This is a genomic window from Achromobacter sp. ES-001, assembly GCF_019448355.1.
Taxonomy (GTDB): Bacteria; Pseudomonadota; Gammaproteobacteria; order Burkholderiales; family Burkholderiaceae_B; genus Achromobacter; species Achromobacter spanius_B.
Genome location: NZ_CP079940.1, coordinates 195,295 through 222,289 on the forward strand (window position 1 = coordinate 195,295; position 26,995 = coordinate 222,289).

The following is a 26,995-nucleotide window of genomic DNA, read 5'->3' on the forward strand; positions in this document are numbered from 1 at the left end:
GGCAGGAAGCGCCCGGTTACTCAGGTGCCGGGGCAAAACAGGCGATGGGCCCCAGCGGCGAGGCGCCATTGTAGCTCGACGCTTTGCAATGACAACGCAAGGGCCCGCCCGTGGAACAGTGTTTTCGGTGGCAGGGACAATTCGGTCGTGTTTGAGGCGAGCGGGCGGCGCTTTTGGGCTGGGCCGGCCCGCACCCTGCGCATAAGTCGGCCCGGGCGGTCGGGCGCCGCAGGCGTCCCAGGCGCCGAGCCCCGGCCGTCCCAACCGCTTCAGCCGCCCAAAGCCGCCCCATGCCGCCCCAAGCTGCCCCAGCTGCCCCAAGCTGCCCCAAGCTGCCCCAGCTGCCCCAGCTGCCCCAGCCGCTTCAGGGTCGCATCAGTCGCGATCTCGGACGGCAGCCAGTTCGCGCGCTAGCCGGCCCACCAGATCGGCCGTGCTTTCGCGCCGGGCCAGCGGCGCGGCCTGACCCGCCCACAGCGACAACACTTCCGTATTGCCGGCCTTGCCGCCTTCGGTGCGCATAGGGCGCGTCAAGGCGTTTTGCAGGGGGTACGGCAGGATGTCGGCGGCAATGGCGTCGGCGTCCCGCATGAACGCGTTGGCAATGCCGCGAGCCGGGCGGCCGGAAAACGCCCGCGTCACCCGCGATTGCTCCGAACGCGATCCGGGCAGAACGGCCTTGTAGGCTTCGCTGATGCCCGATTCGTCTGTCGTCAGGAAGGCCGTCCCCATTTGTGCCGCGTCGGCGCCCAGGGCCAGCGCGGCCGCGATGCCACGCCCGTCCATGATGCCGCCGGAAGCAATCACCGGGATGGATACCGCATCCGCAATCTGCGGCACCAGCGCCATCGTGCCAATCAGCGACTGCTCGAAATCGTCCAGGAACGTGCCGCGATGGCCGCCTGCCTCGGCCCCCTGGGCCACCACCGCGTCCACGCCGTCCTGCTCCAGCGCCACCGCTTCACGCACCGTGGTCGCCGTACCGACCGTCAGGATGCCCAGCTCGCGGCAACGCGCCAGGACATCGCCAGCGATGCGGCCGAATGTGAAGCTGAACACGGCCGGGCGCAGCCGCAGGATGGCGTCGATCTGCTCGGGCAGCGGGTCCGCCTGGGCGCCCGGCGCGGCCGGGGCCGGCAGGCCCAGCTTGGCGTGGTAACGGGCCATCAACGCCAGCATGCGGTCGGCGTCACCCTGCATGGGCTGCGCCGGCACGCTGGCGAACAGGTTGATGGCGAACGCGCGGTCCGTGCGGGCGCGAATGCCCTGCACGGCGGTCTCGATCTGCGCGGGCGTCATGTAGGCCGCCCCAAGCGAACCCAGAACGCCCGCCTTGGACGCTTCGGACACCAGTTCCACCGTCGTCGCCCCGCCCGCCATGGGCGCCTGGATGACGGGGTGGTCCAGCTTCAGCAAGTCTAGCAATCGGGCGGCCATGGAGTGACTCCTTCAGGTTATTGAAGCTGGATGTTTCCAGCCTTGATGACGTGGGCCCACTTGTCGGTTTCGCTCTTGATGAAAGCCGCGAATTCCTCGGGCGTGCCGCCGCCGGCCTGGCTGCCGGTGTCGGCAATGGCCTTTTGCACATCCGGTTCTTTCAGGATGCGGTTGAACTCGGCGTTCAGCTTGGCAATGATCGGCGCCGGCGTGCCGGCCGGGGCCACGATGCCCTGCCAGTTGTAGGACTCGAAGCCGGTGAGGCCGGACTGGGCCATCGTCGGCACGTCGGGCAGCACGGCCAGGCGCTTGGCGGACGTGACGGCGATGGGGTGGATCTTGGCGCCCTGGATGGCCGGCAACGCGGAATAGCCCATTTCAAACATCATCGAAATGTGGCCGCCCATCAAATCGGTGGCGGCCAGGCTGCCGCCCTTGTACGGCACGTGCACGATGTCGATCTTGGCCTGTTCGCGGAACATTTCACCGGACAGGTGGTGCGCCCCGCCCACGCCCGACGAGCCAAACGACAGCTTGCCCGGCTGCTTCTTGGCCAGCGCGATAAGGTCCGCCAGCGTCTTGACCGGCAATTCGTTATTCACGCTCAACACCAGCGGGCTGTTCTCGATCAGCACGATCGGGGCCAGATCCTTCTGCGGGTTGTAGGGCATTTCCTTCATCAGCGACGGGTTCACCGCCATCGGGGCCAGGTTGCCCGTGCCGATGGTGTAGCCGTCGGGGGCAGCCTTCGCAATCAGGTTGGTGCCGACCACGCCGCCCGCGCCCGCCTTGTTTTCCACCACGATGGGTTGGCCCAGCGATTCGCCCAGCTTGCGCGCCAGCAGGCGCACGCGGGTATCGGCAAAGCCGCCCGGCGCGTAAGGCACGATCATGGTGATGGGCTTGGCGGGCCAGTCGGCGGTCTGAGCTTGCGCGGCGCCGCTGAAGGCGGCAACGGCCGCCAGGGCGGCGATCAGGGGGCGCAGTGATTTCATGCTGGTGACTCCTCTTTCTTGTCTCTAATGTGTACAGCCCTGCGGGCCGATCGCATTATGCCCAGCGCCTTTGTCTTCTGTCGTGATTTTTCCCAAGCGCCACGCGGACACGGCCAGCAGCGCGGCTCCGCCGCCCAGCACCTGCGGCAGGCCGGCGCCCCAGTGGCCGGCCCACGATGCCAACAGCGGCCCCAGGATCTGCCCGGCGGCGAAAGCGGCGGTCATGATGGCGGCGGCGCGCGGGGCGGCGGCGCCGGCCATGCGCCGGGCCGTCAGCATGCCCGCCTGCGTAATCACCATGAACGTGCCGCCCACCAGCAGCGCCGCCACGATCACGGCGGCGATGTGGTGCCACAGCGCGGCGGCCAGCATGCCGGCCGCCATCAGCGCCTGCGCAACCTGCCAGACGCGCTTTTCGTCGCGGGCCCGTGCCAGCCGCGGCACCAGCAGGCATGACACGGCAGCGGCCAGGCCGAACAGCGGCCATGCCCAACCGAACACGGCGGGGTTGGCGATGACCTGCTTGGCCATGGCGGGTAGAAAGGTGGCGGGAATGATGTAGCCGATGCCAAAAACGCCGTAATGCAATGCCAGCCGGGCGGTGACGCGGGGCACACGCGCCGGTGGGCCGGCGTGCGCCGTCGACGACGGCACATGCGATGGCCGCTTCAAACCGGGCCAGGCGATGGCGGACAAGGCCAGCGTCAACCCGCCCAGCGCCAGCCAGGTGCCGTCCGCCCGCACGCCCCAGGCCATCAGCGCCAGGCACGCCAAGCCGGTCAGCGCGATACCGGCGCCCACGCCCGCATACGTCAGCGCCGACGCGGCGGGCTCCCGCGGATCGCCCGGCGCCACCGTCCGGCCCGCCGCGACGCAGATGAACGCGCTGGCGCTGGCATAGCCGGCGGCCAGGCGCAGCGCACACCAGACCATGACGTCATGCGTCAACGGCATGGCCAGTGTCAACAGCGCCACGGCCAGCAGGCTGATGGCAAGCTGTACGCGTGCGTGGCCTGCGTGACGCATGGGCCAGACCACGGCGGCCAGCGCGCCCAGCAGGTAGCCGGCGTAGTTGGCCGAGGCGATCCAGCTGCCCTGCGCCAGCGACAAGCCGCCTTCCTCGGCCATCAGCGGCCAGACGGGGGTGAAGGCAAAGCGGCCGATGCCCATGGCGGCAGCCAGGGCCAGGGCGGCCGGCCACGCCAGAGTGGCCGCGCTGCGCGTGTCGGCAGCGGCATCGGCATCGGCATCGGCAGCGGAATCGGAAACGGAAGGGTAAGCAGGCGTTGACATGGGCCTACTCTACGGCTGTACTTATATCTTTAATAGTGAATTATTAAGAACATAGGTTCTTGAAATGAGAAACTTGGATCTCGATGCGTTGCAGATTTTTAAAGCCGTGGCCGACCAGGGCGGCGTCGCGCGCGCGGCCCAGCACCTGAACCGGGTGCAGTCCAATGTGTCCACGCGCCTGAAGCAGCTGGAGGCGTCATTGAACGCTCCGCTGTTTCGCCGCCAGAACCGCCGGCTGGTGCTGTCGGACCAGGGCCGCGTGCTGCTGTCCTACGCCGACCGGCTGCTGCGTTTGTCCGACGAGGCGCAGGCGGCAGTGCGCGACGGCGCGCCGCAGGGCGTGCTGCGCATCGGCACCATGGAAAGCACGGCGGCCGCGCGCCTGCCGCCGATCCTGGCGGCCTATCACGCGGCATGGCCGCAAGTGGGCATTGAACTGGTCACCGGCACGTCGGGCGCATTGGCCGCGCAGGTGCGCAATTACGAAATCGAAGCGGCGTTTGTTGCCCAGCCGTTTCCGGCAGAGGGTCTGGCCGCCATGGACGCTTTTCAGGAAAGCCTGGCCTTGATCTCGCCCCTGGCATGGGGGCCGATCAGCAGCCCGCGCGATCTTGGCGACCGCACGGTGATCGCCTTCGCGGCGGGGTGTTCGTACCGCCGCATCCTGGAATCGTGGCTGAACCACGAAGGCGTGGCGCCGGGCAGGGTGATGGAGTTTGCGTCGTATCACGCCATCGTGGCGTGTGTGGCGGCGGGCTCGGGTGTGGCCATCGTGCCGCGCTCGGTGTTGGCAGTGCTGGGGGCCGAGCATTCCGTCCATGTCGGCGCACTGACCGGCCCATCCGCTACCGCCCTGACGCAGTTGGTCTGGCGCGCGGACGACGATACGCCCGCGTTGCAGGCCTTGCGCCTGCAATTGCAGACGCCGGGCCGCCAAACAGCCGCTGCTTAGAAGCGGTAGCCCACGCCCAGCGTCGCCACCCACGGGTCGATGCGCGCGGTGCCGATGTGCTGGCCGTCCAGCTTCACCTTCGACTTGATATCGATGTAGCGGATGTCGGCGTTCATGAACCAGCGTTCGTTGATCTTGAAGTCCGCGCCCAGTTGCGCGGCCACGCCCCACGAATCGCCCATCTTCAGGTCGGAACCCTTCAGCGCGCCTTCGGCCTGGGTGTCGAAGAAGTGCGTGTAGTTGAGGCCCACGCCGATGTACGGCTGGATCATGCTGTCGGGCAGGATGTGCCATTGCAGGCTCAGGGTCGGAGGCAGTTGCTTGCTGGACCCGATCTTGCCCAAACCGCTGCCGCTGACGTCATGCTGGAACGGCCATGCGCCCAGCAGTTCGATGCCGATGTTGCGCGTCACCATGTAGCCCAGCGTGAAGCTCGGGCGTACGTTGTTGTTCGCGTCCAGCTTGACGCTGCCGTCCAGCACCGTGCCGTTGTTGGAAGCGGGGCGCACCTGCGTCACGCCCACTCGGAACAGCACGTCGCCCGCTTCATGCGCATGCGCCGGGGCAGCCAGTGAGCCGGCGGCGATCAGTGCGGCAATGGCGGTGGCGCGGATACGCCCGTTCAGCGAAAACATTTTTCTTCTCCGATCTTTCCGTAAGGTGAGGCCACAGGTTCTCAGACCCGGCGCAAGGCCAGATTGATGTGTGTCAAACCGTTAAAAGATGCGGAATGCGACGTGGTGGCGCGGCAACAGCGGGGGGCTAATGCGGTCTCGTTCGCCGCCTTCAATGACATTCCCCGCCTTCAATGACATTCGCCGCCTTGGCGCTGGGGCGCGAAGGCGGCGAAGGGGATCTTGCGTAGGTGTTGCGTGGGTGTTGCGTTGCCGGAAGATCAGCGCGGCAGTTCGGTGCTGCCCATCAGGAATTCGTCAACCGAGCGCGCGCACTGGCGGCCTTCGCGGATGGCCCAGACCACCAGCGATTGGCCTCGGCGCATGTCGCCCGCGGCAAAAACCTTTTCGACGTTGGTGCGGTAGTCGTCGGTGTTGGCACGCACGTTGCCGCGCGCATCGCGATCCACGCCGAACGCATCCAGCACGGTCTGCACCGGTGATACGAAGCCCATGGCCAGCAGCACCAGGTCAGCCTTGATCTCGAATTCCGATCCTTCGACTTCGCGCATCTTCATCTGGCCGGTGGCTTCGTCCTTGAACCACTCGACGCGCGCGCCGACCAGCTTTTCGACCTTGCCGTTGCTGCCCTTGAGCAGCTTGGTGGTCACGGACCAATCGCGCTCGCAGCCTTCTTCGTGCGAGGACGACGTGCGCATCTTCAGCGGCCAGTACGGCCAGGTCATCGTCTTGTTCTCGGACTCGGGCGGTTGCGGCATCAATTCAAATTGCGTGACCGAGGCCGCGCCATGGCGGTTGCTGGTGCCCACGCAATCCGAACCCGTATCGCCGCCGCCAATCACCACCACGTGCTTGCCCTTGGCCAGCGTCTGGTTCGTCAGGCGGTCACCCGCCACGGCCTTGTTCTGCTGGCGCAGGAAGTCCATGGCGAAATACACACCCGACAGCTCGCGGCCGGGAACCGGCAGATCGCGCGGCGTTTCCGAACCGCCCGTCATGACGATGGCGTCGAACTCCGCCTTCAGCGATTCCGGCGTGCGCACCGTCAGGCCATCGGCCACGGGGTCTTTCGGATTGCCGATGTAGGTGGACGGCGCGAACTCCACGCCCTCCGCTTCCATCTGCGAAATGCGGCGATCGATCTGATGCTTTTCCAGCTTGAAGTCGGGGATGCCGTAACGCAGCAGCCCGCCGATGCGGTCGCTCTTTTCGAACAGCGTCACCGAGTGGCCGGCGCGCGCCAACTGCTGCGCGCAGGCCATGCCGGCAGGGCCGGAGCCCACCACGGCAACCTTCTTGCCGGTCTTGCGTGCCGGCACCAGCGGTGCAACCCAGCCCTCGGACCAACCCTTGTCGATGATGGCGTGCTCGATGGACTTGATGCCCACGGCGTCGCTGTTGATGTTCAAGGTACAGGCGGCTTCACACGGGGCCGGGCAGATGCGGCCGGTGAACTCGGGGAAGTTGTTGGTGGAGTGCAGGACGTCCAGCGCGCGGCGCCAGTCCTGCTTGTACACCAGGTCATTCCAGTCGGGGATGATGTTGTTGACCGGGCAGCCGTTGTTGCAGAACGGGATGCCGCAATCCATGCAGCGCGCCGCTTGCTGCTTGGCTTGGTCGTCGGTCAGGTGCAGCACGAATTCGCGCCAGTTCTTCAGCCGCTTCTGCGGGGCCTCGGCGGCCTCCTGCAAGCGCTGAAATTCCATAAAGCCAGTAATCTTTCCCATGGTATCCCTCACGCAGCCAGTTGTTGCTGGTTGGCTGCACGCCACATTTCACCCAATGCGCGACGGTAGTCCGTCGGCATGACCTTTACGAATTTGCCGCGCGAGGCTTCCCAGTCGCCCAGGATCTCGCGGGCGCGGTAGCTGCCGGTGTAGCGGAAGTGGTCTTCCACCAGGCGGCGCAGGATGGTTTCATCCGTCTCGCGTTCGCCACCGCGCTGCGCGCTGTGCCAGATGTCGATGTTGTTCAGCGCTTGCTGTTCCGCATGCGGCGCCACGCCTTCCAGTTCGACCATCGACAGGTTGACGCGATGCTTGAGCGTGCGCTCGGGGTCCCACACATACGCCACGCCGCCCGACATGCCGGCCGCGAAGTTACGGCCCGTGGCGCCCAGCACCACGACCGTGCCGCCCGTCATGTATTCGCAGCCGTGGTCGCCCGTGCCTTCGACAACCGTCGCCGCGCCCGAGTTACGCACCGCGAAACGTTCGCCGGCCACGCCGTTAAAGAACGCCTCGCCCGCCAACGCGCCGTACAGCACGGTGTTGCCAGCGATGATGTGGTCGGGGCCGAAGCCGCGGAAGTCGTTGGGCGAGCGCACGATGATGCGGCCGCCCGACAAGCCCTTGCCGACGTAGTCGTTGCCTTCGCCCACCAGGTCCATCGTGATGCCGTGCGCCAGGAACGCGCCGAAGCTTTGGCCGGCGGTGCCGTTGCACTGGATGTGGATGGTGTCGTCCGGCAGGCCGTCGTGGCCGTAGCGCGAGGCCACGGCGCCCGACAGCATGGCGCCGATCGTGCGGTTGCGGTTGCGCACCGGCACGATGAACGACACCTTTTCGCCACGTTCCAGCGCGGGGCGGCTGCGGTCGATCAACTGGTGATCCAGCGCGCCGGCCAGGCCGTGGTCCTGCTCTTCGGTCTGGCGCACGTCGGCGTCCGATTGCGTTTGATGGAACACGCGGGCGAAGTCCAGCCCTTGCGCCTTCCAGTGCTCAACGCCCGATCGCATGTCCAGCAGATCGGCGCGGCCGATCAGGTCGTCGAACTTGCGGATGCCCAGCTGCGCCATGATTTCGCGCACTTCTTCGGCGATGAAGAAGAAGAAGTTGACGACGTGTTCCGGCTTGCCCTGGAATTTCTTGCGCAGGACCGGGTCTTGCGTGGCCACGCCCACCGGGCAGGTGTTCAGGTGGCACTTGCGCATCATGATGCAGCCTTCGACAACCAGCGGCGCCGTGGCGAAACCGAATTCGTCAGCGCCCAGCAGCGCGCCGATGACGACGTCGCGGCCGGTCTTCATCTGGCCGTCGGCCTGCACGCGGATGCGGCTGCGCAGGCGGTTCAGCACCAGCGTTTGCTGCGTTTCGGCCAGGCCCAGTTCCCAGGGCGTGCCCACGTGCTTGATGGACGACACCGGGGACGCGCCCGTGCCGCCGTCGTGGCCGGCGATCACAACGTGATCGGCCTTGGCCTTGGCGACGCCCGCGGCCACCGTGCCCACGCCCACTTCGGACACCAGCTTGACCGACACCGAGGCCTTGGAATTGACGTTCTTCAGGTCGTGGATCAGCTGAGCCAGGTCTTCAATGGAATAGATGTCGTGGTGCGGCGGGGGCGAAATCAGGCCCACGCCCGGCACGGAATAGCGAAGCTTGGCGATGTATTCCGACACCTTGTGGCCGGGCAGCTGGCCGCCTTCGCCGGGCTTGGCGCCCTGCGCCATCTTGATCTGGATCTGGTCGGCGGACGACAGGTATTCGGCGGTCACGCCAAAACGGCCCGAGGCCACCTGCTTGATCTTCGAACGCAGCGAATCGCCCTTCTTCAAGACGACGTCGGCTTCGATGCGGTCCGAGCCCAGCAGCGAGGCCAGCGTGTCGCCGTCCTTGATGGTGCTCTTGCCTTCGCGCATTTCGGCGCGGTAACGCAGTTCGTCTTCGCCGCCTTCGCCGGTGTTGGACTTGCCGCCAATACGGTTCATGGCCACGGCCAGCACCGAGTGCGCCTCGGTCGAGATCGAGCCCAGCGACATGGCGCCCGTGGCAAAGCGCTTGACGATGTCCTTGGCGGGTTCGACGTCATCCAGCGGGATGGCGCGCGACGGGTCGAAGCGGAATTCGAACAGACCGCGCAGGGTCATGTGGCGACGGCTTTGGTCGTTGATGATCTGCGCGTATTCCTTGTAGGTGCGGTAGTTGTTGGCGCGCGAGGCGTGCTGCAACTTGGCGATGGAATCCGGCGTCCACATGTGCTCTTCGCCGCGCACGCGGTAGGCGTATTCGCCGCCGGCTTCCAGGTCGTTGGCCAGCACCGGGTCGGTGCTGAACGCCGCGCGGTGCTGGCGCAGCGCTTCTTCGGCCACCTGGAAGATGCCGATGCCTTCGATGTTGGACGAGGTGCCGGTGAAGTACTTGTTCACCAGGTTGCTTTGCAGGCCCACGGCTTCGAAGATCTGCGCGCCGGTGTAGGACATGTAGGTCGAGATGCCCATCTTGGACATGACCTTGTTCAAGCCCTTGCCGATTGCCTTGATGAAGTTCTTCACGGCCTTTTCGGGGTCATTCATCTTGCCCAGCGATTCCAGCGCCAGGTAGGGGTGAATGGCTTCGGCGCCGTAGCCGCCCAGCAGCGCGAAGTGGTGCACTTCACGCGCGGAACCGGTTTCCACGACCAGGCCGGTGTTGGTACGCAGGCCGGCACGGATCAGGTGCTGGTGCACGGCCGACGTTGCCAGCAGCGCGGGGATGGCCACGCGTTCGCTGTCGACCAGGCGGTCCGACACGATCAGGATGTTGTAGCCGCTTTGCACGGCATCGACGGCGCGCGCGCACAGTGCGGCCACGCGGGCTTCAATGCCCTCGGGGCCCCAGGCGGCGGGGTACGTGATGTCCAGTTCGAAGCTGCGGAATTTCTTGCCCGTGACCTGCTCGATGTCGCGGATTTGCGCCATGGCGGCAAAGTCCAGCACCGGCTGGGACACTTCCAGGCGCAGCGGCGGGTTGACGTTGTTGATGTCCAGCAGGTTGGGCTTGGGACCGATGAACGACACCAGCGACATCACCAGCTGTTCGCGGATGGGGTCGATGGGCGGGTTCGTGACCTGCGCGAACAACTGGCGGAAATAGTTGTAGAACGGCTTGGCGCGGTCGGACAGCACGGCCAGCGGGGCGTCGTTGCCCATCGAGCCGATGACTTCCTCACCGGTGGACGCCATGGGTTCCAGGATGAACTTGTAGTCTTCCTGGGTCCAGCCGAATGCCTGCTGGCGATCCAGCAACGACACCGGCGACTGCGTGGCGACAGCGGCCTGGCGCGGGGCCGGCAGCGATTCCAGCTTGATCTGCAGGCGCTCGATCCATTGGCGGTACGGGCGGCTGTTGGCCAGTTGCAGCTTGATCTCGGCGTCGTCGATGATGCGGCCTTGTTCCAGGTCGATCAGGAACATCTTGCCCGGTTGCAGGCGCCACTTCTTGACGATGCGGTTCTCGGGGATCGACAGCGTGCCGGCTTCGGACGCCAGGATGACCATGTCGTCATCGGTGACCAGGTAGCGGGCGGGGCGCAGACCATTGCGGTCCAGCGTGGCGCCGATCTGGCGGCCGTCGGTGAACGCAACGGCGGCGGGGCCGTCCCACGGCTCCATCATGGCGGCGTGGTATTCGTAGAACGCGCGACGGGACTCGTCCATCTGCGTGTGCTGTTCCCAGGCTTCCGGGATCATCATCATCATGGCGTGCGCCAGGGAATAGCCGGAGTTGACCAGCAGTTCCAGGCAGTTGTCGAACGTGGCGGTGTCCGACTGGCCTTCATAGACGATGGGGTACAGCTTTTTCAGGTCGTCGCCCAGCACGGCCGACTGCATCATGCCTTCGCGGGCGCGCAGCCAGTTGAAGTTGCCCTTGACCGTGTTGATTTCGCCGTTGTGCGCAATCATGCGGTACGGGTGGGCCAGCGGCCAGGCGGGGAACGTGTTGGTCGAGAAGCGCTGGTGCACCAGCGCCAGGGCGGATACCGTGCGGGTGTCGGCCAGGTCGCGGTAATAACGGCCCACCTGGTCGGCCAGCAGCAGGCCCTTGTAGACCACGGTGCGCACCGACGCGGACGGCACGAAGTATTCCTTGCCGTGGGCCAGATGCATGTTCTGGATGGCGTGGCTGGCCGTCTTGCGGATCACGTACAGCTTGCGTTCCAGCGCGTCGGGCACCATCACGTCGGCGCCACGGCCGATGAACAGTTGGCGGATGACCGGCTCGCAGTCGCGCACCGTGGGCGACATGGGCATGTCGACATCCACCGGCACATTGCGCCAGCCCAGCACGACTTGGCCTTCAGCGCGCACCGAGCGTTCAAGCTCTTGTTCGCAAGCCAGGCGCGAGGCGGTTTCCTTGGGCAGGAACACCATGGCCACGCCGTATTCGCCCGGGGGCGGCAGGATGATGCCTTGCTGGCTCAGTTCGTCGCGATAGAGCGTGTCGGGAATCTGGATCAGAATGCCCGCGCCGTCGCCCATCAGCTTGTCGGCGCCGACAGCGCCGCGGTGGTCCAGGTTTTCAAGGATCTTCAGACCTTGCTGGATGATCGCGTGGCTTTTCTTGCCTTTGATGTGCGCAACGAATCCGACGCCACAGGCGTCATGCTCGTTCTTGGGGTGGTACAGGCCCTGGGCAGCCGGAAAACCAATGCGCGAAGCATCGATCGGGGTGGCCTTGGGCGTGGAACAGGATTCGTTGGGGGTAATTTGGGGCATGGCGCGCTCCGCAGTGGGCCTGCGTCGTAATGTTGCAGTGCAGGAGTCGGACAATACCCCCGGCAAGAGTAGGGTGCAACAGAAACATACGGGGTGCGACCCCATTTATATCGATGCTCCATCATAGGGCACAAATACGGGGACACAGCAACATCCGCGCCGTTATTGGCTGGCCAGGGGCGGGTGTAGAGGAAGCGTTTGGCGCGTGCACCGGAACTGGGCAAAATTCCGCCTTACGTCCCCATTTAATAGTAGACGGGAAGCGGGACAGTCGCGGCACGAAACCACGTGGAAAACGCGGGCGCGCGTGTCGCAAAAAATGCACAAAGGGCAAGCCCGGGCGCAACTGACACCCAAAGAAAAACCCGCCGATTGCGGCGGGTTCGTTTATCAGGAAGAACTTTGCCCAGTACCGGGCGGCGGGGGCGGGGGCGGCGTATCCGACTCCGTCGTTGTCGCGGGTTTCTTGCGCGGCCGACCGCGCTGGCCCGGGGCCACTCGCCGGCTGGCGGTATGCGCCAGGCTGGCGATGAAGCTGGGGCCGCCCAATGCCCACTGGCCGGAGACGGCCTGGTCGATGCGCTGCGATTCTTCGCGCGACAGGCCGTCTTGCAAGCGTTTGCGGTAATTGGCCTGGCGGTCGAACGGCGTGTTGCCGCAAGCCCAGTAGTCGGCGTGATCCGATTGCCACTGCGCCGGCGCGGCATTGGTGTTGCCCGTATGGCTGGACGCGGACGACCAGGGCCAGGAATCCGGATCTTGCGATGCCCCGCTGCGCACGGGATACGTTTCCAGCCAGACCAGCGCCGGCAGCACCCACGCGCCCGGTTCAAGCAGCGCGGACCGGTAGCGCCCCGCGAAGACCCGGCCGCCACGCAGGCGCGCCGCCAGGTTGCGGCCCAGCGTCTGCATCAAGCGGGGCAGCCCTTCTTCGTCAGCAGGGGTGGCCAGCAGCAGGATGCGGTCATTGGCCAGCAACCAGCCGTGGACCGATACCCGATGGCGTTGAGCAGATTCGCCCAGCCAGGTGGCCAGTTGGTTCAGGATATCGGCGGGGGCGGGTTGAGACGGCGCCGCCAACGGCGAAATGAAATTGGCCTGCACCAGTTGGGGCAGCCCAGGGGCGTACAGACGGGGCAGACGGGCCATAGTGTCAGGGCTTGCGTATCTGGAAGAACGGGTTGTCTTCGCTCACGGTATATAAATAGTGCCACGGTGGGCGCTGGTCAAGTCCCGTGATCACAATATGGGCACGGATTCGGGTTTTTTTGTCGTCCGGCCTGTATGCACAGCAGGTTAACATTCGGCGACGGAACGTCGTACCGTGGATATACCCTAACCCGTCGACGAATTTTTCATCCCCCCGACCGGAGAACGTCCATGCCCGTGGCCCTGGAGCTCATTTCCCAGCATCGCTGTTTTGGCGGTACGCAGCGGTACTACCGCCATGAGTCCACGCAGATCGGCCTGCCGATGCGCTTTTCGGTCTTCGTTCCGCCGCAAGCCGATGCCGGCCCCGTGCCGGTGCTGATCTATCTGGCGGGCCTGACCTGCACGGAAGAAACGTTCATGATCAAGGCGGGCGCGCAGCGGCTGGCGGCCGAGCTTGGCGTCATGCTGGTCGCGCCCGACACCAGCCCGCGCGGCGCCAACGTGCCCGGCGAAGAAGAAAGCTGGGACCTGGGCACGGGCGCCGGTTTCTATGTCGACGCGGTAACGCCCGCCTGGCGCGACCACTATCGCATGTACAGCTACGTGACTGACGAGCTGCACGCCATCGTCACCGGCGACACCCTGCCTGGCGACGCGTCGCGCACCGGCATCTTCGGCCACTCCATGGGCGGCCATGGCGCGCTCGTGCTGGCGCTGCGCAACCCGGGCAAGTTCCGCTCGGTGTCGGCGTTTGCGCCGATTGCGGCGCCCAGCCTTTGCCCCTGGGGCAAGAAGGCATTCGGGGCCTACCTGGGCGGCAACGAAACGGATTGGGCCGCCTACGATGCATCGGTCCTGATGCGCGGCTTGAAGCAGCCCTTTCCCGCCGGCATCCTGATCGATCAAGGGGAATCCGACCAATTCCTGGCCGACCAGTTGTATCCCGAGGTATTCGAAGCCGCCTGCGCAGCGGCCGACCAGCCCCTGACGCTGCGTCGCCAACCGGGCTACGACCACGGCTATTACTTCATCTCGACGTTCATCGAGGATCACATCCGGTTTCACGTCGAACGCCTTGGAAAACTGGCGGCATAAAGCCACGCTTTTATACTGAAATGCCTGCCGCGGCGCGCTCGTGGCGTCCTGGGCGCGTCGGGCTGAAACCCTCGGCGTCCCATAGGAACTCGTCATTTGATCAACGGCCTCGCCCCTTTTGTCTGGATTTTGCTAGGCGCCGTCGTCGTCCTGCTGCCCGGCCTTGTCATGCTGCTTGGGCGGGGCGGACCCCGCGACGAGCGCGGCCGCAAGATCTTCCAGTTCCGGCCGGTGCGCCGGCTGTTCGGCTTGATGCTGGTGCTGCTGGGTTGTGTGTCCGGGCTGCTGGCCCTGTCGCTGGTGCAGTTTTTCAGGCTGACCGCTGACGAATCCGTGGCCCGCGTTGAAGTCCGGCAGCAGGCCGAGGGGCAGTTCCAAGTCACCACCGACGCGCCGGGCGTGGGCCCCAAGCAGTACGTTCTATATGGAGATCAGTGGCAGATCGATGCCCGCGTCGTGCGCTGGCGCCTGCCGGCGTTGATGGCAGGCGTGCCGCCGCTGTATCGTCTGGAACGCTTGTCGGGCAGGTATAGCGACGCGGCCCGCGAGGCTTCGGCCACGCGCTCTGTCCACGCCTTGGACGACTGGCCCGCGCCTGATTTAGGGTCGCTGAAGAAAAGTTTTCCGAACTGGTTCCCGTTTGTGGATGTCCAATTCGGAAGCGGCGCATATATGCCCCTGTTCGACGGCGCGAAGTACCAGGTGTTCATGGACCCACGCGGCGCCTTGTTCATCCGCCCGGACGGCGAGGCCACCGCCGAGGGCTTGAAACGCCTGGGCTGGTAGCACCCGCCTGCCGCCCTGCTTTGGGAAAAACAGGGCCGCATCAGAATATGGAAACTTTGATGCGTCGCAATAGTCGAATTAGCACTCCCTTTACTAGAGTGCTAACATCGAATCCATGTCGTTACCCCTTCGCTTTCCGGAGACCCCCGCTATGAAACAACCCAGTACCTCGTTGGCCGCTTCCGGCAACGCTCTGGCGTTGGCCATTGCCAATCCGGGCGCACTTGGCACGATCGACGCTTATATTTCTTCGGTCAACCGCTTGCCGGTTTTGTCGGCCGAGCGTGAAACCGAGCTGGGCCGTCGCCTGCGCGACCAGGAAGACCTGGGCGCTGCGCGTGAACTGATTCTGTCGCACCTGCGCCTGGTGGTGTCAGTGGCGCGCCAATACCTGGGCTACGGTTTGCCGCATGCCGACCTGATCCAGGAAGGCAACGTTGGCCTGATGAAGGCCGTTAAGCGTTTCGACCCCGAGCGCGGTGTGCGGCTGGTGTCGTTTGCCGTGCACTGGATCAAGGCCGAAATCCACGAATACATCATCCGCAACTGGCGCTTGGTCAAGGTCGCCACGACCAAGGCGCAGCGCAAGCTGTTCTTCAACCTGCGCAGCATGCGTCCCGATGGCCAGACGCTGGACCCCGACCAGGTCGACCACATCGCGCGCGAATTGAACGTGCGCCGCGAAGACGTCAGCGAAATGGAAGTGCGCCTGTCGGGCCGCGAAATGTCGCTGGAAAACCAGGACGACGATGACGACAGCTACGCGCCCATCGCCTACCTGTCCGACGATGGCCGCCAGGAACCCACGCGGGTGCTGGAACGCGCGGCGCGCGACGAACTGCAAAGCACCGGGCTGAACAGCGCACTTGAGGCGCTGGACGCCCGCTCGCGCCGCATCGTCGAAGCCCGCTGGCTGCAAGACGACGGCGGCGCCACGCTGCACGAACTGGCACAAGAGTTCGGCGTATCCGCCGAACGCATTCGCCAGATCGAAGCCGCCGCGCTAAAGAAGATGCGCGGCAACCTGGCTGCCTGATCCGTCGGGTGCTGCATACGAAGGGCCGCTTGCGCGGCCCTTTGCTTTTTGCAGCGCTGGCACCGATGCTTCCGCCGATGCCGCCACGATGCCGCCTGGCATCTGGACTAATAAATAACTTGATACAAATTAGCCGGCGAATTTCGGGATCTTCAGAAACTTAATAAAGAGTGCGCCGACTAACTTCATGTAGACCGCGAACTTTGGTTAGCAGTCTTGCCATCCGTCTCGGCTTCTCCTCTTTCCCCTCCCCTATGAGACGGATGCTTGCGGGGCACCACATATATTCGTATATCTGGTGCCCCGATTTTTATGCGGCCTGCGCGTTGTCCGCTGCAAGCGCCGTATGCCACAGCGCGTCCTGCACGCGACGCACGCCGGTGGCCATCGATCCATCCTGATAAAGCTTGATCCAGCGATAACCCGGCGCCAGGTTGTCCACCACGTGCTTGCCGTCGCGGATGCTGAATTGAAAGCAGGTCGACGGCGTGGCCAGCATGCGAAGGTTGTGGCGGCGACGATCGAATTCGTGATGCACGTGGCCCCACAACAGCACGCGCGCCTGCGGCCAGCGGGTCAGGCGCTTGAATAGCACCTGCGGGTTGTCGATCATCATCGAGTCGTGCCAGTGGCTGTCCATCTGCATCGGGTTGTGATGCATGGCGATCAAGGTATGACGGCCGGGCGCCTCGGCAAGCGCGGCTTCCAGCATGTCCAACTGGCTGTCCGGCAGATGCCCGGCATTGGAGCCGGGCACGGTGGTGTCCAGCGTGACCACGCGCCAGGCGCCCACGTCGGTGACCGGCGTAGACCAATGCGCCAGTTCCTGCCGCATCACGGCGGGCTGGTCGTGATTGCCCGGCAGGCAACGGATCTGCGCAGCGGCCAGCACGCTTGCCTGGCCCAGAATTGCCGCAAACCGCCGATAGGCTGCCGCCTCGCCGTCCTGGGACAGGTCGCCCGTGGCCAGCAACAGGTCGGGGCGCTTGCCGTCGGCGTCGATCTGCCGCAGCACGGCGCGCAGGCTCGCGTCGGTATTGACGCCCAGCATCGATGTATCGGGCTCGCCGAACAAATGGCTGTCGGTCAATTGGACAAGCATGGCGGGCGCGTCGTGACGCCGGGCCAAAGAATGGACGCGTGGCAAGTGCCGCTCCTGTCGGGGTTTTGCACGTTTGAACATTACCCAAAAAACATGGCGCGACGCGTTTCTGCCTTCGCAAGCCGGGTAACGAAACGTGCATTCTCTACGATACCTACGGTTTCCTGCCCGGCGTCCGCCGAAAATGCCGCTATTCTTGTGAAACTTTTCACCGTTCGCGACTCGGCGCTATTCATGGATGTAGGTTTTCTTGTGTTCGGCCTGGCCGGACTGCTCACTCTGGTTTGCTTCATGCCGCCGTTGGCGGGCCGCCTCAAGCTGCCCTACTCGGTGCTGTTGGCTATCGTCGGTTGCTTGCTGGGGATTGTGATCCATGTGCACGGCTGGGCGCCCAGCTGGATCGCCGACTTCCTGGATTCGCTGGAACGCTTCGAGATTTCGTCCGAAACCTTCCTGATGGTGTTCCTGCCGGTGCTGCTGTTCGAAACCGCGCTGTCCATGAACGTGCGCCGGTTGATGGACGACATCGGGCCCATCCTAATGATGGCCATTGTGGCCGTCGTGGTTTGTACCGTGGTGGTGGGCGTGACCCTGGACGCGATCTCGTCCTACGGCCTGGTGGTATGCCTGCTGCTTGGCGCCATCGTGGCCACGACCGACCCGGTTGCCGTGGTCGGTATTTTCCGCGAGGTGGGCGCGCCCAAGCGCCTGACGACGCTGGTCGAAGGCGAAAGCCTGTTCAACGATGCCGCGTCCATCGCCCTGTATTCCGTGTTGCTGGCCGTTCTAGGCGGTCACGGTGAGCTCACCGTCAGCGGCATCTTCAACGACTTCATCGTGCACTTCATCGGGGGCGGCATCGCGGGCTTTGCGATGGGGCGGCTGGCCTGCTTCCTGTTTGCCTGGTTGCGCGGCTTTCCCACGGCCGAAATCACGTTGACGCTGACGCTGGCCTACCTGTCCTTCTTCATTTCGGAACACTATCTGAACGTCTCGGGCGTGGTCGCGACCGTGATCGCGGGGTTGGTCGTGGGTTCCACCGGCCGCACGCGCATGTCGCCCACCACCTTCGAATACCTGTCCAGCGCCTGGGAACAGTTCGGCTTCTGGGCAAACTCCCTGATTTTCCTGTTCGCGGCCATGCTCATCCCCAAGCTGATGGCGGCTGCCGATTGGCAGGAACTGGTGCTGGTGGCCGTGGTGTTCGTCGCCACCCTGGTGGCGCGCGCCATTGTCGTGTTCGGCCTGTTGCCGCTGCTGGGGCTGACGCGGTTGGGCACCAAGGTCAGCAACCCCTACAAAGTGGTGATGTTGTGGGGCGGGCTGCGCGGCGCCGTGTCGCTGGCGCTGGCCCTGGCCGTGACCGAGCAGACCGGCGTGGCCGAAGAGGCGCGCCAGTTCATCGCGGTGGCCACTACCAGTTATGTGCTGCTGACGCTGTTCATCAACGGCATCAGCCTGCGGCCGCTGATACGCATGCTGGGGCTGAACCAGCTGTCGTCCGTGGAACGCACCATCCGCAACCAGGCGCTGGCCGTGGCCTTGGAAGACCTGCAAGGCAAGACGGAAGAAGTCGCCAAGACCGAGCACATCGGCACGGAAGTGCGCGACCGCATCCGCGCCGTGTTCGACGCCAGCCTGACCAGCGTGCACGACGGCCAGGTCAGCCAGATGAGCGACGAGCAGCGCGTCGCCGTGGGCCTGGCCATCGTGGCGCAGCGCGAAGAGGAAATGTTCTTCGACATCCTGAAAGCGCAGATCGTGGATTGGCGCATGGCGGAAACGCTGCTGGCACGAGCCGAGCGGCTGGAAGACGCCATCCGGCTGGGCGGTGTGCCCGGCTTCGAGCGCGCTATCGTGCAGGACGTGCGCTATTCCACCGGCTTCCGACTGGCCTTGCGGATGCACTATCTGTTCGGCTTCCAGGGCTGGTTGGCGCGCGAACTGGGCCAACGGTTTGCCAACTTGATGAGCAAGCGTTCGGTGGCGCAGCGGCTGATCGTGTTCGCCCGCGAACAGATCACGCCCCTGTTGGGCGAAGACGCCACCCAGCGCATCGTGGTGCTGCACCAGCGCCGCCTGGACCTGGTCGAAAGCGCCCTGCAGGCATTGAACCTGCAATATCCGTCGTACGCGCAATGGTTGCAGGAAAGCTATCTGGGCCGCGTCGCGCGCGAACTTGAACGCATCCGCTACCGCGACATGCTTGAGCAATTCCTGATCAGCGGCGAGGTCTACGCGGATCTGATGGCGCAGTTGAAAAGCCGCTGGGCGCACATCGACACGCACCCGCCGCTGGATATTGAAATGAGCGCGGCCGAACTCATCAAGCGCGTGCCGCTGTTCGAGGGCCTGTCGCCGGATTCGCTGCGTGCCATCAGCAAGTTGCTCAAGCCGCGTCTGGCGCTGCCCGACCAGCGGGTGCTGACCAAGGGCCGGCACGGCGAGGAAATGTGCTTCGTGGCGTCGGGCGCCGTGGCGGTGCACCTGCCCGACAACACCATGATCGAACTGGGCAGCGGCGAGTTCTTTGGCGAACTTGGGCTGCTGGGCGAACAGCAGATCACGCCGGAAGTCACATCGCTGGGCTACAGCAAGCTGCTGATGCTGACATCGCGCGACTTCCACGCCCTGTTGGCGCGCGATGAACATCTGCGCGAGCGAATCCAGGTGGTGGCCAAGCAGCGGCTGCGCGCCATCGAGGTGTGGAAGCAGTTCTCGCAGGCGTCCCAGGCGGCGGCCACGCCTTCGCCCGCGCCCGCTTCGGCGCCCAGCCCGGCGCAGGCGGCCGAAGCGGCCGAGGCAGCCGACGCCGCGCGCGAATCCCGCCAGGACGGCCCGGCCGACCAGACCGACCAGGCCGGCATGCGCCTGCCCGCCGAGCCCGCGGCCGATGCCCCCGGGGCGGCGTCCCGCTAAGTCAGGTCAGATCTGGCCGGCGGCGCGGCGTTGCATGATGTCTTCGACAATCACCAGCGCCGCCTCCAGCGTGAACTCGCCTTCTTCGATCTGGCGCAGCACGGTGGCCACATCCAGCGTGGCGATCTCCATCACTTCGCCGTCCCGGTTGGCGGGGCGGGCATCGGCGGCCAGTACGCAGGTGCTGGTCAGCACGTCCTCCACCTGATAGCCCTCGGGCAACCGGCGGTGAATGCGCAGGATGGTGCGTAGCGGCGTGCGCCTGGCCAGATGGTGCGGGTCCAGGCCGGCTTCCTCGCCGCATTCGCGCACCAGCGCCAGCTCCAGGTCTTCGCCGCTACCGGCCAGCCCCCCGACCAGGGTGTCCCACATACCGGGATCGGTGGACTTGCTTAACGCGCGTCGCGCCACCCACATGCGGCCGTCCGGCGTCCAGGCACTCAGGTGCACCGCGTGCGTCAGCAGGCCCAGCGGGCGCACCGCCGCCCGTTCGATCACGCCGACGGGTTCGTTGCCGTCCATCACGTCCAGCAGTTCATCGCGCCAGCCGCGCAAGCAGTTGGCTTGGCGCAACAGTTGCGCGGTGTTTTCCAGCACGGCGTTCAACTCCGCGCCCGGTTTCAGGTGCGCGCCGATGTGCAGCGCGGCCTGGTCGCAGACGACGCCGGGGGCGTCGCGCAGGGCGTCGCACGCCGCATGCGTGGCCCAGCCGCAGCGCCGGCCCGCGACATATAAAACATGCGCGCCGTCGGGAGCGGGTTGCTGCGCGCGGGCGCACAGGTCGGCATACAGATCGGACAACTGCTTGGGCATCTTGGCGTGTTGTGATGAGGGTGGCGACGATTTTATGCCACACGGTTTGCGGCGCGCGTCAAGGGTCGAACGCGGGGCGAGCGCAGATGGGGGCAGGCCCCTTTTATTCAAGAGCCTTGTCTTACATCTATTTGCGTGTCCGCTATAATCCGCCAGTTTCTTTGTGATTTCGAGTGGGAACGCGGGGGCCGCTCTATCTCCCTGCTTAACCCTGCCATCTAATAATTGCGCGTAGTCCTGTTGAAGTGACACTCGTGCCACTAGGCGACAAGGGCCCTCGCGCCGTGTTTCGAGGTAAGCATGAAGAAGTGGAGAGGGATACTGGGGGCTTGTGCGATGCTGATTGGCAGCGTGGCCGGTGCTCAGGTGCAAGACATGCCCGGCGGCCCGAAGGTCAATCAGCTGAACCTGCATGAAGGCGTGACCGCAATATCACGCGACATCATGTGGCTGCATTGGATGCTGCTCACGATCTGTATCGTGATCTTCATCGGTGTGTTCGGGGTGATGTTCTATTCCATCTGGGCGCACCGCAAATCTCGCGGGCACAAGGCGGCGACTTTCCACGAGCATCTGGGCGTGGAAGTGGCCTGGACGGTCATCCCCTTCATCATCGTCATCGCCATGGCGCTGCCGGCGACCAAGACGGTCGTGGCCATGAAGGACACCTCAAGCGCCGACCTCACCATCAAGGTCACCGGCTATCAATGGAAGTGGGGCTACGAGTACCTCGACGGCTCTGCCGCCGGCGTCAAGTTCCTGTCCACGCTGTCCACGCCCCGCGCGCAGATCGAGAACCGCGAGCCCAAGGGCGAGTTCTATCTGATGGAAGTGGACAACCACATGGTGGTGCCGGTGGACAAAAAGGTCCGGGTCGTGCTGACCGCGGCCGACGTGATCCACTCGTGGATGATTCCCGACTTCGGCGTCAAGCAGGACGCCATCCCCGGCTTCCTGCGCGACGCCTGGTTCCGTGCCGATACCCCGGGCATCTACCGGGGCCAGTGCGCAGAACTGTGCGGCAAGGACCACGCCTTCATGCCCATCGTTGTCGAAGTCCTGGCGCAAGCGGACTACGATAAGTGGGTTGAAGACCAAAAGAAGAAAATGGCGGCAAACGCCGACGATCCTAATAAAGAGTGGACGGAAACCGAACTGGTTGCCCGTGGCGAAAAAGTCTTCGCCGCGAATTGCGTGGCCTGTCACCAGGCCAACGGCAAGGGCATCCCGGGCAGCTTCCCGGCACTCGACGGAGACAAGGTTGTTCTAGGCCCCAAGGCGGGCCAGATCAACACCGTGCTCAAGGGCAAGCCCGGCACCGCGATGGCGGCATTTGGCGGGCAGCTCAATGATGTCGAGATCGCAGCGGTCATCAGCTATACACGCCATGCCTGGAGCAATGCAGGCAAGGGGCAGGACCCGACGGTTCTACCGAAGGACGTTGCGGCCGCGCGTTGATCGCGCAGCCCTGCGCCCTACACCGATAGAACCGGTTCCGTTTAGTTAGAGATACCCTGCCGGTCCCGTGGATCGGGGCCGGCACTCAGCAGGAAGGAGTCCATCATGAGCAGCGTCACTGTAGACCACGTGTCGCCGGGCCACGGCCACGGTCACGATGACCACCACCACGCCATGCCTTCGGGTTGGCGTCGCTGGCTTTTCGCCACGAACCATAAAGACATCGGGACGATGTATCTCATCTTCTCGTTTGCCATGTTGCTGGAAGGCGGCACGCTAGCCTTGCTGCTGCGTACCGAATTGTTCGAGCCGGGTCTGCAATTCTTCCGCCCCGAACTGTTCAACCAGTTCACCACCATGCACGGCATCATCATGGTGTTCGGCGCCATCATGCCGGCCTTCGTGGGCTTTGCGAACTGGATGATCCCGATGCAGATCGGCGCATCCGACATGGCGTTCGCGCGGATGAACAACTTCAGCTTCTGGTTGCTGCCGGTGGCAGCCATCATGCTGACGGCCTCGTTCTTCGTGCCGGGTGGCGCCACCGCCGCCGGCTGGACGCTGTATGCACCGCTGTCGTTGCAGATGGGTCCGGGCATGGACCTGGGCATTTTTGCGATGCACTTGATGGGCGCGTCCTCGATCATGGGCGCGATCAACATCATCGTGACCATCCTGAACATGCGCGCCCCCGGCCTCACGCTGATGAAGATGCCGCTGTTCTGCTGGACCTGGCTGATCACCGCGTTTCTGCTGCTGGCCGTGATGCCGGTGCTGGCCGCCGCCATCACCATGGTGCTAACCGACCGCCACTTCGGCACGGGCTTCTTTAACGCCGCCGCCGGTGGCGACCCGGTTCTGTACCAGCACGTGTTCTGGTTCTTCGGACACCCCGAGGTCTACATCATGATCTTGCCGGCGTTCGGTATCGTGTCGGCCATCGTGCCCGCGTTCGCCCGCAAGAAGCTGTTCGGCTACGCCTCGATGGTGTACGCCACCGCGTCCATTGCCGTGCTGTCGTTCATCGTGTGGGCCCACCACATGTTCACGACGGGCATGCCGGTCACCGGCCAGCTTTACTTCATGTACGCCACCATGCTCATCTCCATCCCCACCGGGGTGAAGGTGTTCAACTGGGTCGCCACCATGTGGCGCGGCTCCATGACGTTCGAAACGCCGATGCTGTTCTCCATCGGCTTCATCTTCGTGTTCACCATGGGCGGCTTTACCGGCCTGATCCTGTCGGTGGCGCCCATCGACATCCAGGTGCACGACACCTATTACGTGGTGGCGCACTTCCACTACGTGCTGGTGGCCGGTTCGCTGTTCGCGCTGTTCGCGGGCGCTTACTACTGGGTGCCGAAGTGGACGGGCCGCATGTACAGCGAAAAGCTGGGCAAGCTGCACTTCTGGTCCACGCTGATTTCCTTCAACGTGACTTTCTTCCCCATGCACTTCCTGGGGCTGGCCGGCATGCCGCGTCGCTACGCCGACTACGCCGCGCAATTCACGACCTTCCACCAGATGGCCACCATCGGCGCGTTCTGGTTCGGCCTGTCGCAGCTGATCTTCCTGTGGGCGATCATTCGTTGCTACATGGGCAAGGGTGAACCGGCGGCCGCCAAGCCGTGGGAAGGCGCCGAAGGGCTGGAATGGACGGTGCCTTCGCCCGCCCCGTTCCACACCTTCGAAATTCCGCCCGAAGTGAAGTAAACCATCTTCCACGATCCAGGTAGCACAGCAATGACTCCCGAGCAGCGCCGCCGTAACAAGATTGCAGGATGGGTCCTCGTGGCCTTCGTCATTGCCGTGTTCGGCTGGACCGTGTTTCGCGGTGCGGCGCTGCTGACGGGCAACGCGGTCGGTTAGGCCCCCATGAGCGACGACCTGCACGAAACCTCACGCCGCAAGCTCAGTTTCCTTCAGACGATGAAGGCGGTGGCGTGGGGGTTCTTTGGCGTACGCAAGGGCGCGGGCTACCGGGAAGACAGCGCCAAGCTGAACCCGGTGCACGTGATTCTGGCTGGGCTGCTGGCGGCGGCAATCTTCGTGACTGTGCTGGTATTAATTGTGCGTTGGGCCGTTTCCAGCCTGACTTGAATCACTTAAATCTAAATCTGTACCAGGGAGAAAGCCATGAGTGCAAGCCACTCGGTTCAAGGTAAAGAGGCACCGTACTACTTTGTGCCCGCCGACTCGGGGCATCCCGTGCGTACGGCGGTGGCGCTGCTGTTCATGGGGCTGGGCGCCGCGGGCTGGATCAACGGGGTCAGCTGGGCAAAATGGTCCGTGCTGGCGGGCTTTATCGGTTTGATCGTGGTGCTGTATTACTGGTTCGGCGACGCCATCCAGGAATCCGAAGCCGGCCTGAACAGCAAGCGCATCGACGGTTCGTACCGCTGGGGCATGAGCTGGTTCATTTTCTCGGAAGTGATGTTCTTCGCGGCGTTCTTCGGTGCGCTCTGGTACACCCGCACCATCACCACGCCGTGGCTGGGCGACATCGATCACCGCCTGATGCTGTGGCCCGACTTCAAGGCCGCATGGCCCAACTTCGGGCCGGCCGGCGTAGTCGAAGAGTTCCAGACGGTAGGCCCGTTCTGGCTGCCCACGATCAACACCGCGCTGCTGCTTTCCTCGGGCGTCACACTGACCATCGCGCACCACGCGCTGCGCGAAAACCATCGTGGCAAGACGATGTTCTGGCTGGCCGCCACGGTCATCCTGGGCTTTGTCTTCGTGGCCTGTCAGGCCGCCGAATACCATCACGCCTATACCGAACTGAACCTGAAATTCAATTCGGGCGCGTACGGTTCGCTGTTCTACATGCTGACCGGTTTCCACGGCTTCCACGTGATCCTGGGCGCCACCATGCTGACGGTGATCCTGGTGCGCTTGATGCGCGGGCACTTCACCGCCGATCATCACTTCGGCTTTGAAGGCGCCGCGTGGTACTGGCACTTTGTGGACGTGGTGTGGCTGGGCCTGTACCTGTTTGTGTACTGGTTCTAGGCTTGCGGCGCCGCAAGTTGGGCGCCGCGCGGGAACTCCAGGGCGATAACCCTGTCGATTAACGCGCGGCGCCCGATTCCTTTTCAGGCTTGCCGCACGCCGGGGCCGGCGCGTCAGCGCAGGCCCGTGCTCTCGATCCAGCCCATGTGGTGGGCGAACAGCACAAACAGAAACAGGGCAACCGATAGCCCGATGCGCACGGTCAGCGCATTGACGGTGCGGCTGGTGGACCCTTTGTCCCGCATCAGATAGACCAGGGCGGATGCCAGACTGGCCAGAATTCCGATGAAGGCCAGTACGACGAAAACGCGCATGGTGGTCTCCGGACAAAACAGAGTTAGCAACGATACATGGCCCGACCGCATTCAACCCGCAACACCATAGCCGCCTTGATTCTGCTTGGCGTTGCCGTGGTGATTCTGGCGTCGCTCGGGCAGTGGCAGTTGCGTCGCAGCGATGAGCGACGCGCCATTCTGGCCGCTATCGAAGCGGGCCGCAAGCAAGCGCCGGTGATGCTCACGCCCGCTACCCCGTCCGATGACCTGACGCCGTGGCGCGTGGCGCAGGCTACGGGCGCGTGGCTGCCGCAATTCAGTGTACTGCTGGACAATCGCAACCACGAAGGGCGGCCGGGCTACTGGCTGGCCACGCCGCTGTTGCTGGATGCCTCGTCGCGCCAGGCCGTGCTGGTGCTGCGCGGCTGGTTGCCCCGCGTCATGCCGGGCCAGGGCGAACCCGCGCTGCCCGCCACGCCGCAAGGCCCGCAGACCATCACCGGCGAAATGGCCGAACGCGTGCCGCGCATGTTCGAATTGTGGTCGCTGGGTGGGCAGGACCAATCCGCCCTGCCCGCCACGTGGCCCATCGCGGGCGGCACGTTGCCGCAGGTCCAGAACTTGCCGCTGGACGCCTATGCCCGCGCAACGGGGCTGAACCTGCTGCCTGTCGTGCTGACCCAGACCGGCCAGCCCGGCCAGAACAGTGCCGACGGCCTGGTGCGCGACTGGCCGCAGCCGCCGGTGGACTTTCAGAAAAACACGTCTTACGCCGTGCAGTGGTTTGCGTTTGCTTCGATTGCCGCCATCGCATGGCTGGTGGTGCTGGGGGGCGCCATCAAGCGCATGCGCCAGCGCGCGGGACAAGGTCCAAAGCCTTGAGCGCGCATCAATGAAAGACTTTTCCAGGATATAAAGTGGCTCGCGACATTTCATCCCGTCCGCCCGCGCGCAAGCGCTCGTTGATGCCCATGGTGCTGGTGTTCCTGTGTTCGCTGGCGCCCATCGTGGCCGCCTTCGTCGTCTACATGAACCCGCAGTGGTGGCCATCGGATTCCAGCAACTACGGCACGCTGGTCTCGCCCCAGCGGCCCATGCCCGCCGCCGCCGACCTGAAGCTGACCACCCTGGACGGCAAGCCCTTCGACCTGCAAAGCCTCAAGGGCAAATGGCTGCTGGTGGCCGCAGACGGCGCCGCCTGCCCCGAAAGCTGCGCGCGCAAGCTCTACATCACGCGCAACACGCATGCCAGTCAGGGCAAGAACGTGGACCGCCTGGCGCGCGTCTGGTTCATCACCGACGATGCCCCCGTGCCCGAAAAGGTGCTGGAAGCCTATCAAGGCACGGTCATGCTGCGCGTGAATCCGGACCAGCTTGCCCGCTACCTGCTGGCCCGCGATAGCGCCGCCGGACAGCCACCGTTGCAGGACCCCATGTGGGTGATCGACCCGCTGGGCAACCTGATGATGCAGTACCCTGCCGATGCCGATGGCGTGAAAGTGCGCAAGGACATCAGCAAGCTCGTCTATAACTCGCGCATCGGTTGACGGATTTCCCCCG

At 64.7% G+C, this 26,995-nt stretch carries 22 protein-coding genes; 12 read left to right on the forward strand and 10 right to left on the reverse strand.

Annotated elements, in window-relative coordinates:
- Positions 1-375: 375 nt before the first annotated feature.
- Genes KYT87_RS00955 through KYT87_RS00965 form a run of 3 tightly spaced genes read right to left on the reverse strand, consistent with a single transcriptional unit; the run spans position 376 to position 3,725 of the window.
- Entirely contained in the window at positions 376-1,437 is a 1,062-nt protein-coding gene (locus tag KYT87_RS00955) for a nitronate monooxygenase family protein (protein WP_219991536.1), read from the reverse strand.
- 17 nt (positions 1,438-1,454) lie between these two features.
- Entirely contained in the window at positions 1,455-2,432 is a 978-nt protein-coding gene (locus KYT87_RS00960; RefSeq protein ID WP_219991537.1) for a tripartite tricarboxylate transporter substrate binding protein, read from the reverse strand.
- A 24-nt stretch (positions 2,433-2,456) separates the two neighbouring features.
- Positions 2,457-3,725 (reverse strand): YbfB/YjiJ family MFS transporter, encoded by a 1,269-nt coding sequence (locus tag KYT87_RS00965; RefSeq protein ID WP_219991538.1) that lies wholly within the window; start codon positions 3,723-3,725, stop codon positions 2,457-2,459.
- A 64-nt stretch (positions 3,726-3,789) separates the two neighbouring features.
- On the opposite strand from KYT87_RS00965, the gene KYT87_RS00970 reads away from it, so the two are divergent.
- Positions 3,790-4,677 (forward strand): LysR family transcriptional regulator, encoded by an 888-nt coding sequence (locus tag KYT87_RS00970; protein WP_219991539.1) that lies wholly within the window; start codon positions 3,790-3,792, stop codon positions 4,675-4,677.
- Here KYT87_RS00970 and KYT87_RS00975 read toward each other — a convergent pair.
- The 4 genes from KYT87_RS00975 to KYT87_RS00990 form a co-directional block, all read right to left on the reverse strand.
- The gene (locus tag KYT87_RS00975; protein ID WP_219991540.1) at positions 4,674-5,312 is read right to left on the reverse strand and encodes an OmpW family protein; all 639 of its coding nucleotides are present in this window, start codon (positions 5,310-5,312) and stop codon (positions 4,674-4,676) included. The two genes, KYT87_RS00970 and KYT87_RS00975, sit on opposite strands and share 4 nt — an antisense overlap.
- A gap of 260 nt (positions 5,313-5,572) precedes the next feature.
- Entirely contained in the window at positions 5,573-7,039 is a 1,467-nt protein-coding gene (locus KYT87_RS00980) for a glutamate synthase subunit beta (RefSeq protein WP_046805282.1), read from the reverse strand.
- An 8-nt stretch (positions 7,040-7,047) separates the two neighbouring features.
- A complete protein-coding gene (locus KYT87_RS00985; RefSeq protein ID WP_046805283.1) occupies positions 7,048-11,787 on the reverse strand; it encodes a glutamate synthase-related protein in 4,740 nt (1,579 codons plus the stop codon).
- A 390-nt stretch (positions 11,788-12,177) separates the two neighbouring features.
- On the reverse strand, positions 12,178-12,936 hold the full coding sequence (locus tag KYT87_RS00990; RefSeq protein ID WP_104144712.1) for a hypothetical protein: 759 nt from the start codon (positions 12,934-12,936) through the stop codon (positions 12,178-12,180).
- A 231-nt stretch (positions 12,937-13,167) separates the two neighbouring features.
- On the opposite strand from KYT87_RS00990, the gene fghA reads away from it, so the two are divergent.
- The 3 genes from fghA to rpoH all read left to right on the forward strand — a co-directional run bounded on the left by fghA (position 13,168) and on the right by rpoH (position 15,856).
- A complete protein-coding gene (gene fghA, locus KYT87_RS00995) occupies positions 13,168-14,034 on the forward strand; it encodes an S-formylglutathione hydrolase (protein ID WP_219991541.1) in 867 nt (288 codons plus the stop codon).
- Positions 14,035-14,130: 96 nt separating this feature from the next.
- Positions 14,131-14,820: a hypothetical protein gene (locus KYT87_RS01000; RefSeq protein ID WP_046805287.1), complete on the forward strand. Its 690-nt coding sequence runs from the start codon at positions 14,131-14,133 to the stop codon at positions 14,818-14,820.
- Between the two features lie 115 nt (positions 14,821-14,935).
- A complete protein-coding gene (rpoH, locus tag KYT87_RS01005; protein WP_370512728.1) occupies positions 14,936-15,856 on the forward strand; it encodes an RNA polymerase sigma factor RpoH in 921 nt (306 codons plus the stop codon).
- A gap of 310 nt (positions 15,857-16,166) precedes the next feature.
- Here rpoH and KYT87_RS01010 read toward each other — a convergent pair whose 3' ends face one another.
- Positions 16,167-16,958, reverse strand: coding sequence for a phosphodiesterase (locus tag KYT87_RS01010; protein WP_255593773.1), 792 nt, complete (start codon positions 16,956-16,958; stop codon positions 16,167-16,169).
- 234 nt (positions 16,959-17,192) lie between these two features.
- Here KYT87_RS01010 and KYT87_RS01015 point away from each other — a divergent pair, with 234 nt between their 5' ends.
- Positions 17,193-19,877: a cation:proton antiporter gene (locus KYT87_RS01015; protein ID WP_104144716.1), complete on the forward strand. Its 2,685-nt coding sequence runs from the start codon at positions 17,193-17,195 to the stop codon at positions 19,875-19,877.
- A gap of 6 nt (positions 19,878-19,883) precedes the next feature.
- On the opposite strand, the gene KYT87_RS01020 is transcribed toward KYT87_RS01015, so the two are convergent.
- Positions 19,884-20,690: an NUDIX hydrolase family protein gene (locus KYT87_RS01020; protein ID WP_219991543.1), complete on the reverse strand. Its 807-nt coding sequence runs from the start codon at positions 20,688-20,690 to the stop codon at positions 19,884-19,886.
- 300 nt (positions 20,691-20,990) lie between these two features.
- On the opposite strand from KYT87_RS01020, the gene coxB reads away from it, so the two are divergent.
- From coxB to KYT87_RS01045, 5 genes are all read left to right on the forward strand, one after another.
- Positions 20,991-22,148 (forward strand): cytochrome c oxidase subunit II, encoded by a 1,158-nt coding sequence (gene coxB / locus KYT87_RS01025; RefSeq protein WP_104144717.1) that lies wholly within the window; start codon positions 20,991-20,993, stop codon positions 22,146-22,148.
- Between the two features lie 105 nt (positions 22,149-22,253).
- Entirely contained in the window at positions 22,254-23,861 is a 1,608-nt protein-coding gene (gene ctaD, locus KYT87_RS01030) for a cytochrome c oxidase subunit I (RefSeq protein WP_104144718.1), read from the forward strand.
- 30 nt (positions 23,862-23,891) lie between these two features.
- Positions 23,892-24,017, forward strand: a complete 126-nt coding sequence (locus KYT87_RS01035; protein WP_219991544.1) for a cytochrome oxidase small assembly protein — start codon at positions 23,892-23,894, stop codon at positions 24,015-24,017.
- 6 nt (positions 24,018-24,023) lie between these two features.
- Positions 24,024-24,248 carry a DUF2970 domain-containing protein gene (locus KYT87_RS01040; RefSeq protein WP_006216869.1) on the forward strand — a complete coding sequence of 75 codons (225 nt, stop codon included), beginning with the start codon at positions 24,024-24,026 and terminating at the stop codon, positions 24,246-24,248.
- A gap of 36 nt (positions 24,249-24,284) precedes the next feature.
- A complete protein-coding gene (locus KYT87_RS01045; protein ID WP_219991545.1) occupies positions 24,285-25,160 on the forward strand; it encodes a cytochrome c oxidase subunit 3 in 876 nt (291 codons plus the stop codon).
- Between the two features lie 113 nt (positions 25,161-25,273).
- On the opposite strand, the gene KYT87_RS01050 is transcribed toward KYT87_RS01045, so the two are convergent.
- Complete coding sequence (locus tag KYT87_RS01050; protein ID WP_006216871.1) at positions 25,274-25,474, reverse strand: twin transmembrane helix small protein; 201 nt, start codon at positions 25,472-25,474, stop codon at positions 25,274-25,276.
- A 36-nt stretch (positions 25,475-25,510) separates the two neighbouring features.
- Here KYT87_RS01050 and KYT87_RS01055 point away from each other — a divergent pair, with 36 nt between their 5' ends.
- Together KYT87_RS01055 and KYT87_RS01060 are read left to right on the forward strand one after the other, a co-directional pair.
- Positions 25,511-26,317 carry an SURF1 family protein gene (locus KYT87_RS01055; RefSeq protein WP_046805295.1) on the forward strand — a complete coding sequence of 269 codons (807 nt, stop codon included), beginning with the start codon at positions 25,511-25,513 and terminating at the stop codon, positions 26,315-26,317.
- Positions 26,318-26,352: 35 nt separating this feature from the next.
- Positions 26,353-26,982: a hypothetical protein gene (locus KYT87_RS01060; RefSeq protein WP_185975343.1), complete on the forward strand. Its 630-nt coding sequence runs from the start codon at positions 26,353-26,355 to the stop codon at positions 26,980-26,982.
- The last annotated feature ends 13 nt before the right edge of the window (positions 26,983-26,995 follow it).

Coding starts and splice junctions, on each gene's coding strand:
- KYT87_RS00955 (WP_219991536.1), bottom strand. CDS start 1,437: ATGGCCGCCCGATTGCTAGACTTGCTGAAGCTGGACCACCCCGTCATC.
- KYT87_RS00960 (WP_219991537.1), bottom strand. CDS start 2,432: ATGAAATCACTGCGCCCCCTGATCGCCGCCCTGGCGGCCGTTGCCGCC.
- KYT87_RS00965 (WP_219991538.1), bottom strand. CDS start 3,725: ATGTCAACGCCTGCTTACCCTTCCGTTTCCGATTCCGCTGCCGATGCC.
- KYT87_RS00970 (WP_219991539.1), top strand. CDS start 3,790: ATGAGAAACTTGGATCTCGATGCGTTGCAGATTTTTAAAGCCGTGGCC.
- KYT87_RS00975 (WP_219991540.1), bottom strand. CDS start 5,312: ATGTTTTCGCTGAACGGGCGTATCCGCGCCACCGCCATTGCCGCACTG.
- KYT87_RS00980 (WP_046805282.1), bottom strand. CDS start 7,039: ATGGGAAAGATTACTGGCTTTATGGAATTTCAGCGCTTGCAGGAGGCC.
- KYT87_RS00985 (WP_046805283.1), bottom strand. CDS start 11,787: ATGCCCCAAATTACCCCCAACGAATCCTGTTCCACGCCCAAGGCCACC.
- KYT87_RS00990 (WP_104144712.1), bottom strand. CDS start 12,936: ATGGCCCGTCTGCCCCGTCTGTACGCCCCTGGGCTGCCCCAACTGGTG.
- fghA (WP_219991541.1), top strand. CDS start 13,168: ATGCCCGTGGCCCTGGAGCTCATTTCCCAGCATCGCTGTTTTGGCGGT.
- rpoH (WP_370512728.1), top strand. CDS start 14,936: ATGTCGTTACCCCTTCGCTTTCCGGAGACCCCCGCTATGAAACAACCC.
- KYT87_RS01010 (WP_255593773.1), bottom strand. CDS start 16,958: ATGCTTGTCCAATTGACCGACAGCCATTTGTTCGGCGAGCCCGATACA.
- KYT87_RS01015 (WP_104144716.1), top strand. CDS start 17,193: ATGGATGTAGGTTTTCTTGTGTTCGGCCTGGCCGGACTGCTCACTCTG.
- KYT87_RS01020 (WP_219991543.1), bottom strand. CDS start 20,690: ATGCCCAAGCAGTTGTCCGATCTGTATGCCGACCTGTGCGCCCGCGCG.
- coxB (WP_104144717.1), top strand. CDS start 20,991: ATGAAGAAGTGGAGAGGGATACTGGGGGCTTGTGCGATGCTGATTGGC.
- ctaD (WP_104144718.1), top strand. CDS start 22,254: ATGAGCAGCGTCACTGTAGACCACGTGTCGCCGGGCCACGGCCACGGT.
- KYT87_RS01035 (WP_219991544.1), top strand. CDS start 23,892: ATGACTCCCGAGCAGCGCCGCCGTAACAAGATTGCAGGATGGGTCCTC.
- KYT87_RS01040 (WP_006216869.1), top strand. CDS start 24,024: ATGAGCGACGACCTGCACGAAACCTCACGCCGCAAGCTCAGTTTCCTT.
- KYT87_RS01045 (WP_219991545.1), top strand. CDS start 24,285: ATGAGTGCAAGCCACTCGGTTCAAGGTAAAGAGGCACCGTACTACTTT.
- KYT87_RS01050 (WP_006216871.1), bottom strand. CDS start 25,474: ATGCGCGTTTTCGTCGTACTGGCCTTCATCGGAATTCTGGCCAGTCTG.
- KYT87_RS01055 (WP_046805295.1), top strand. CDS start 25,511: ATGGCCCGACCGCATTCAACCCGCAACACCATAGCCGCCTTGATTCTG.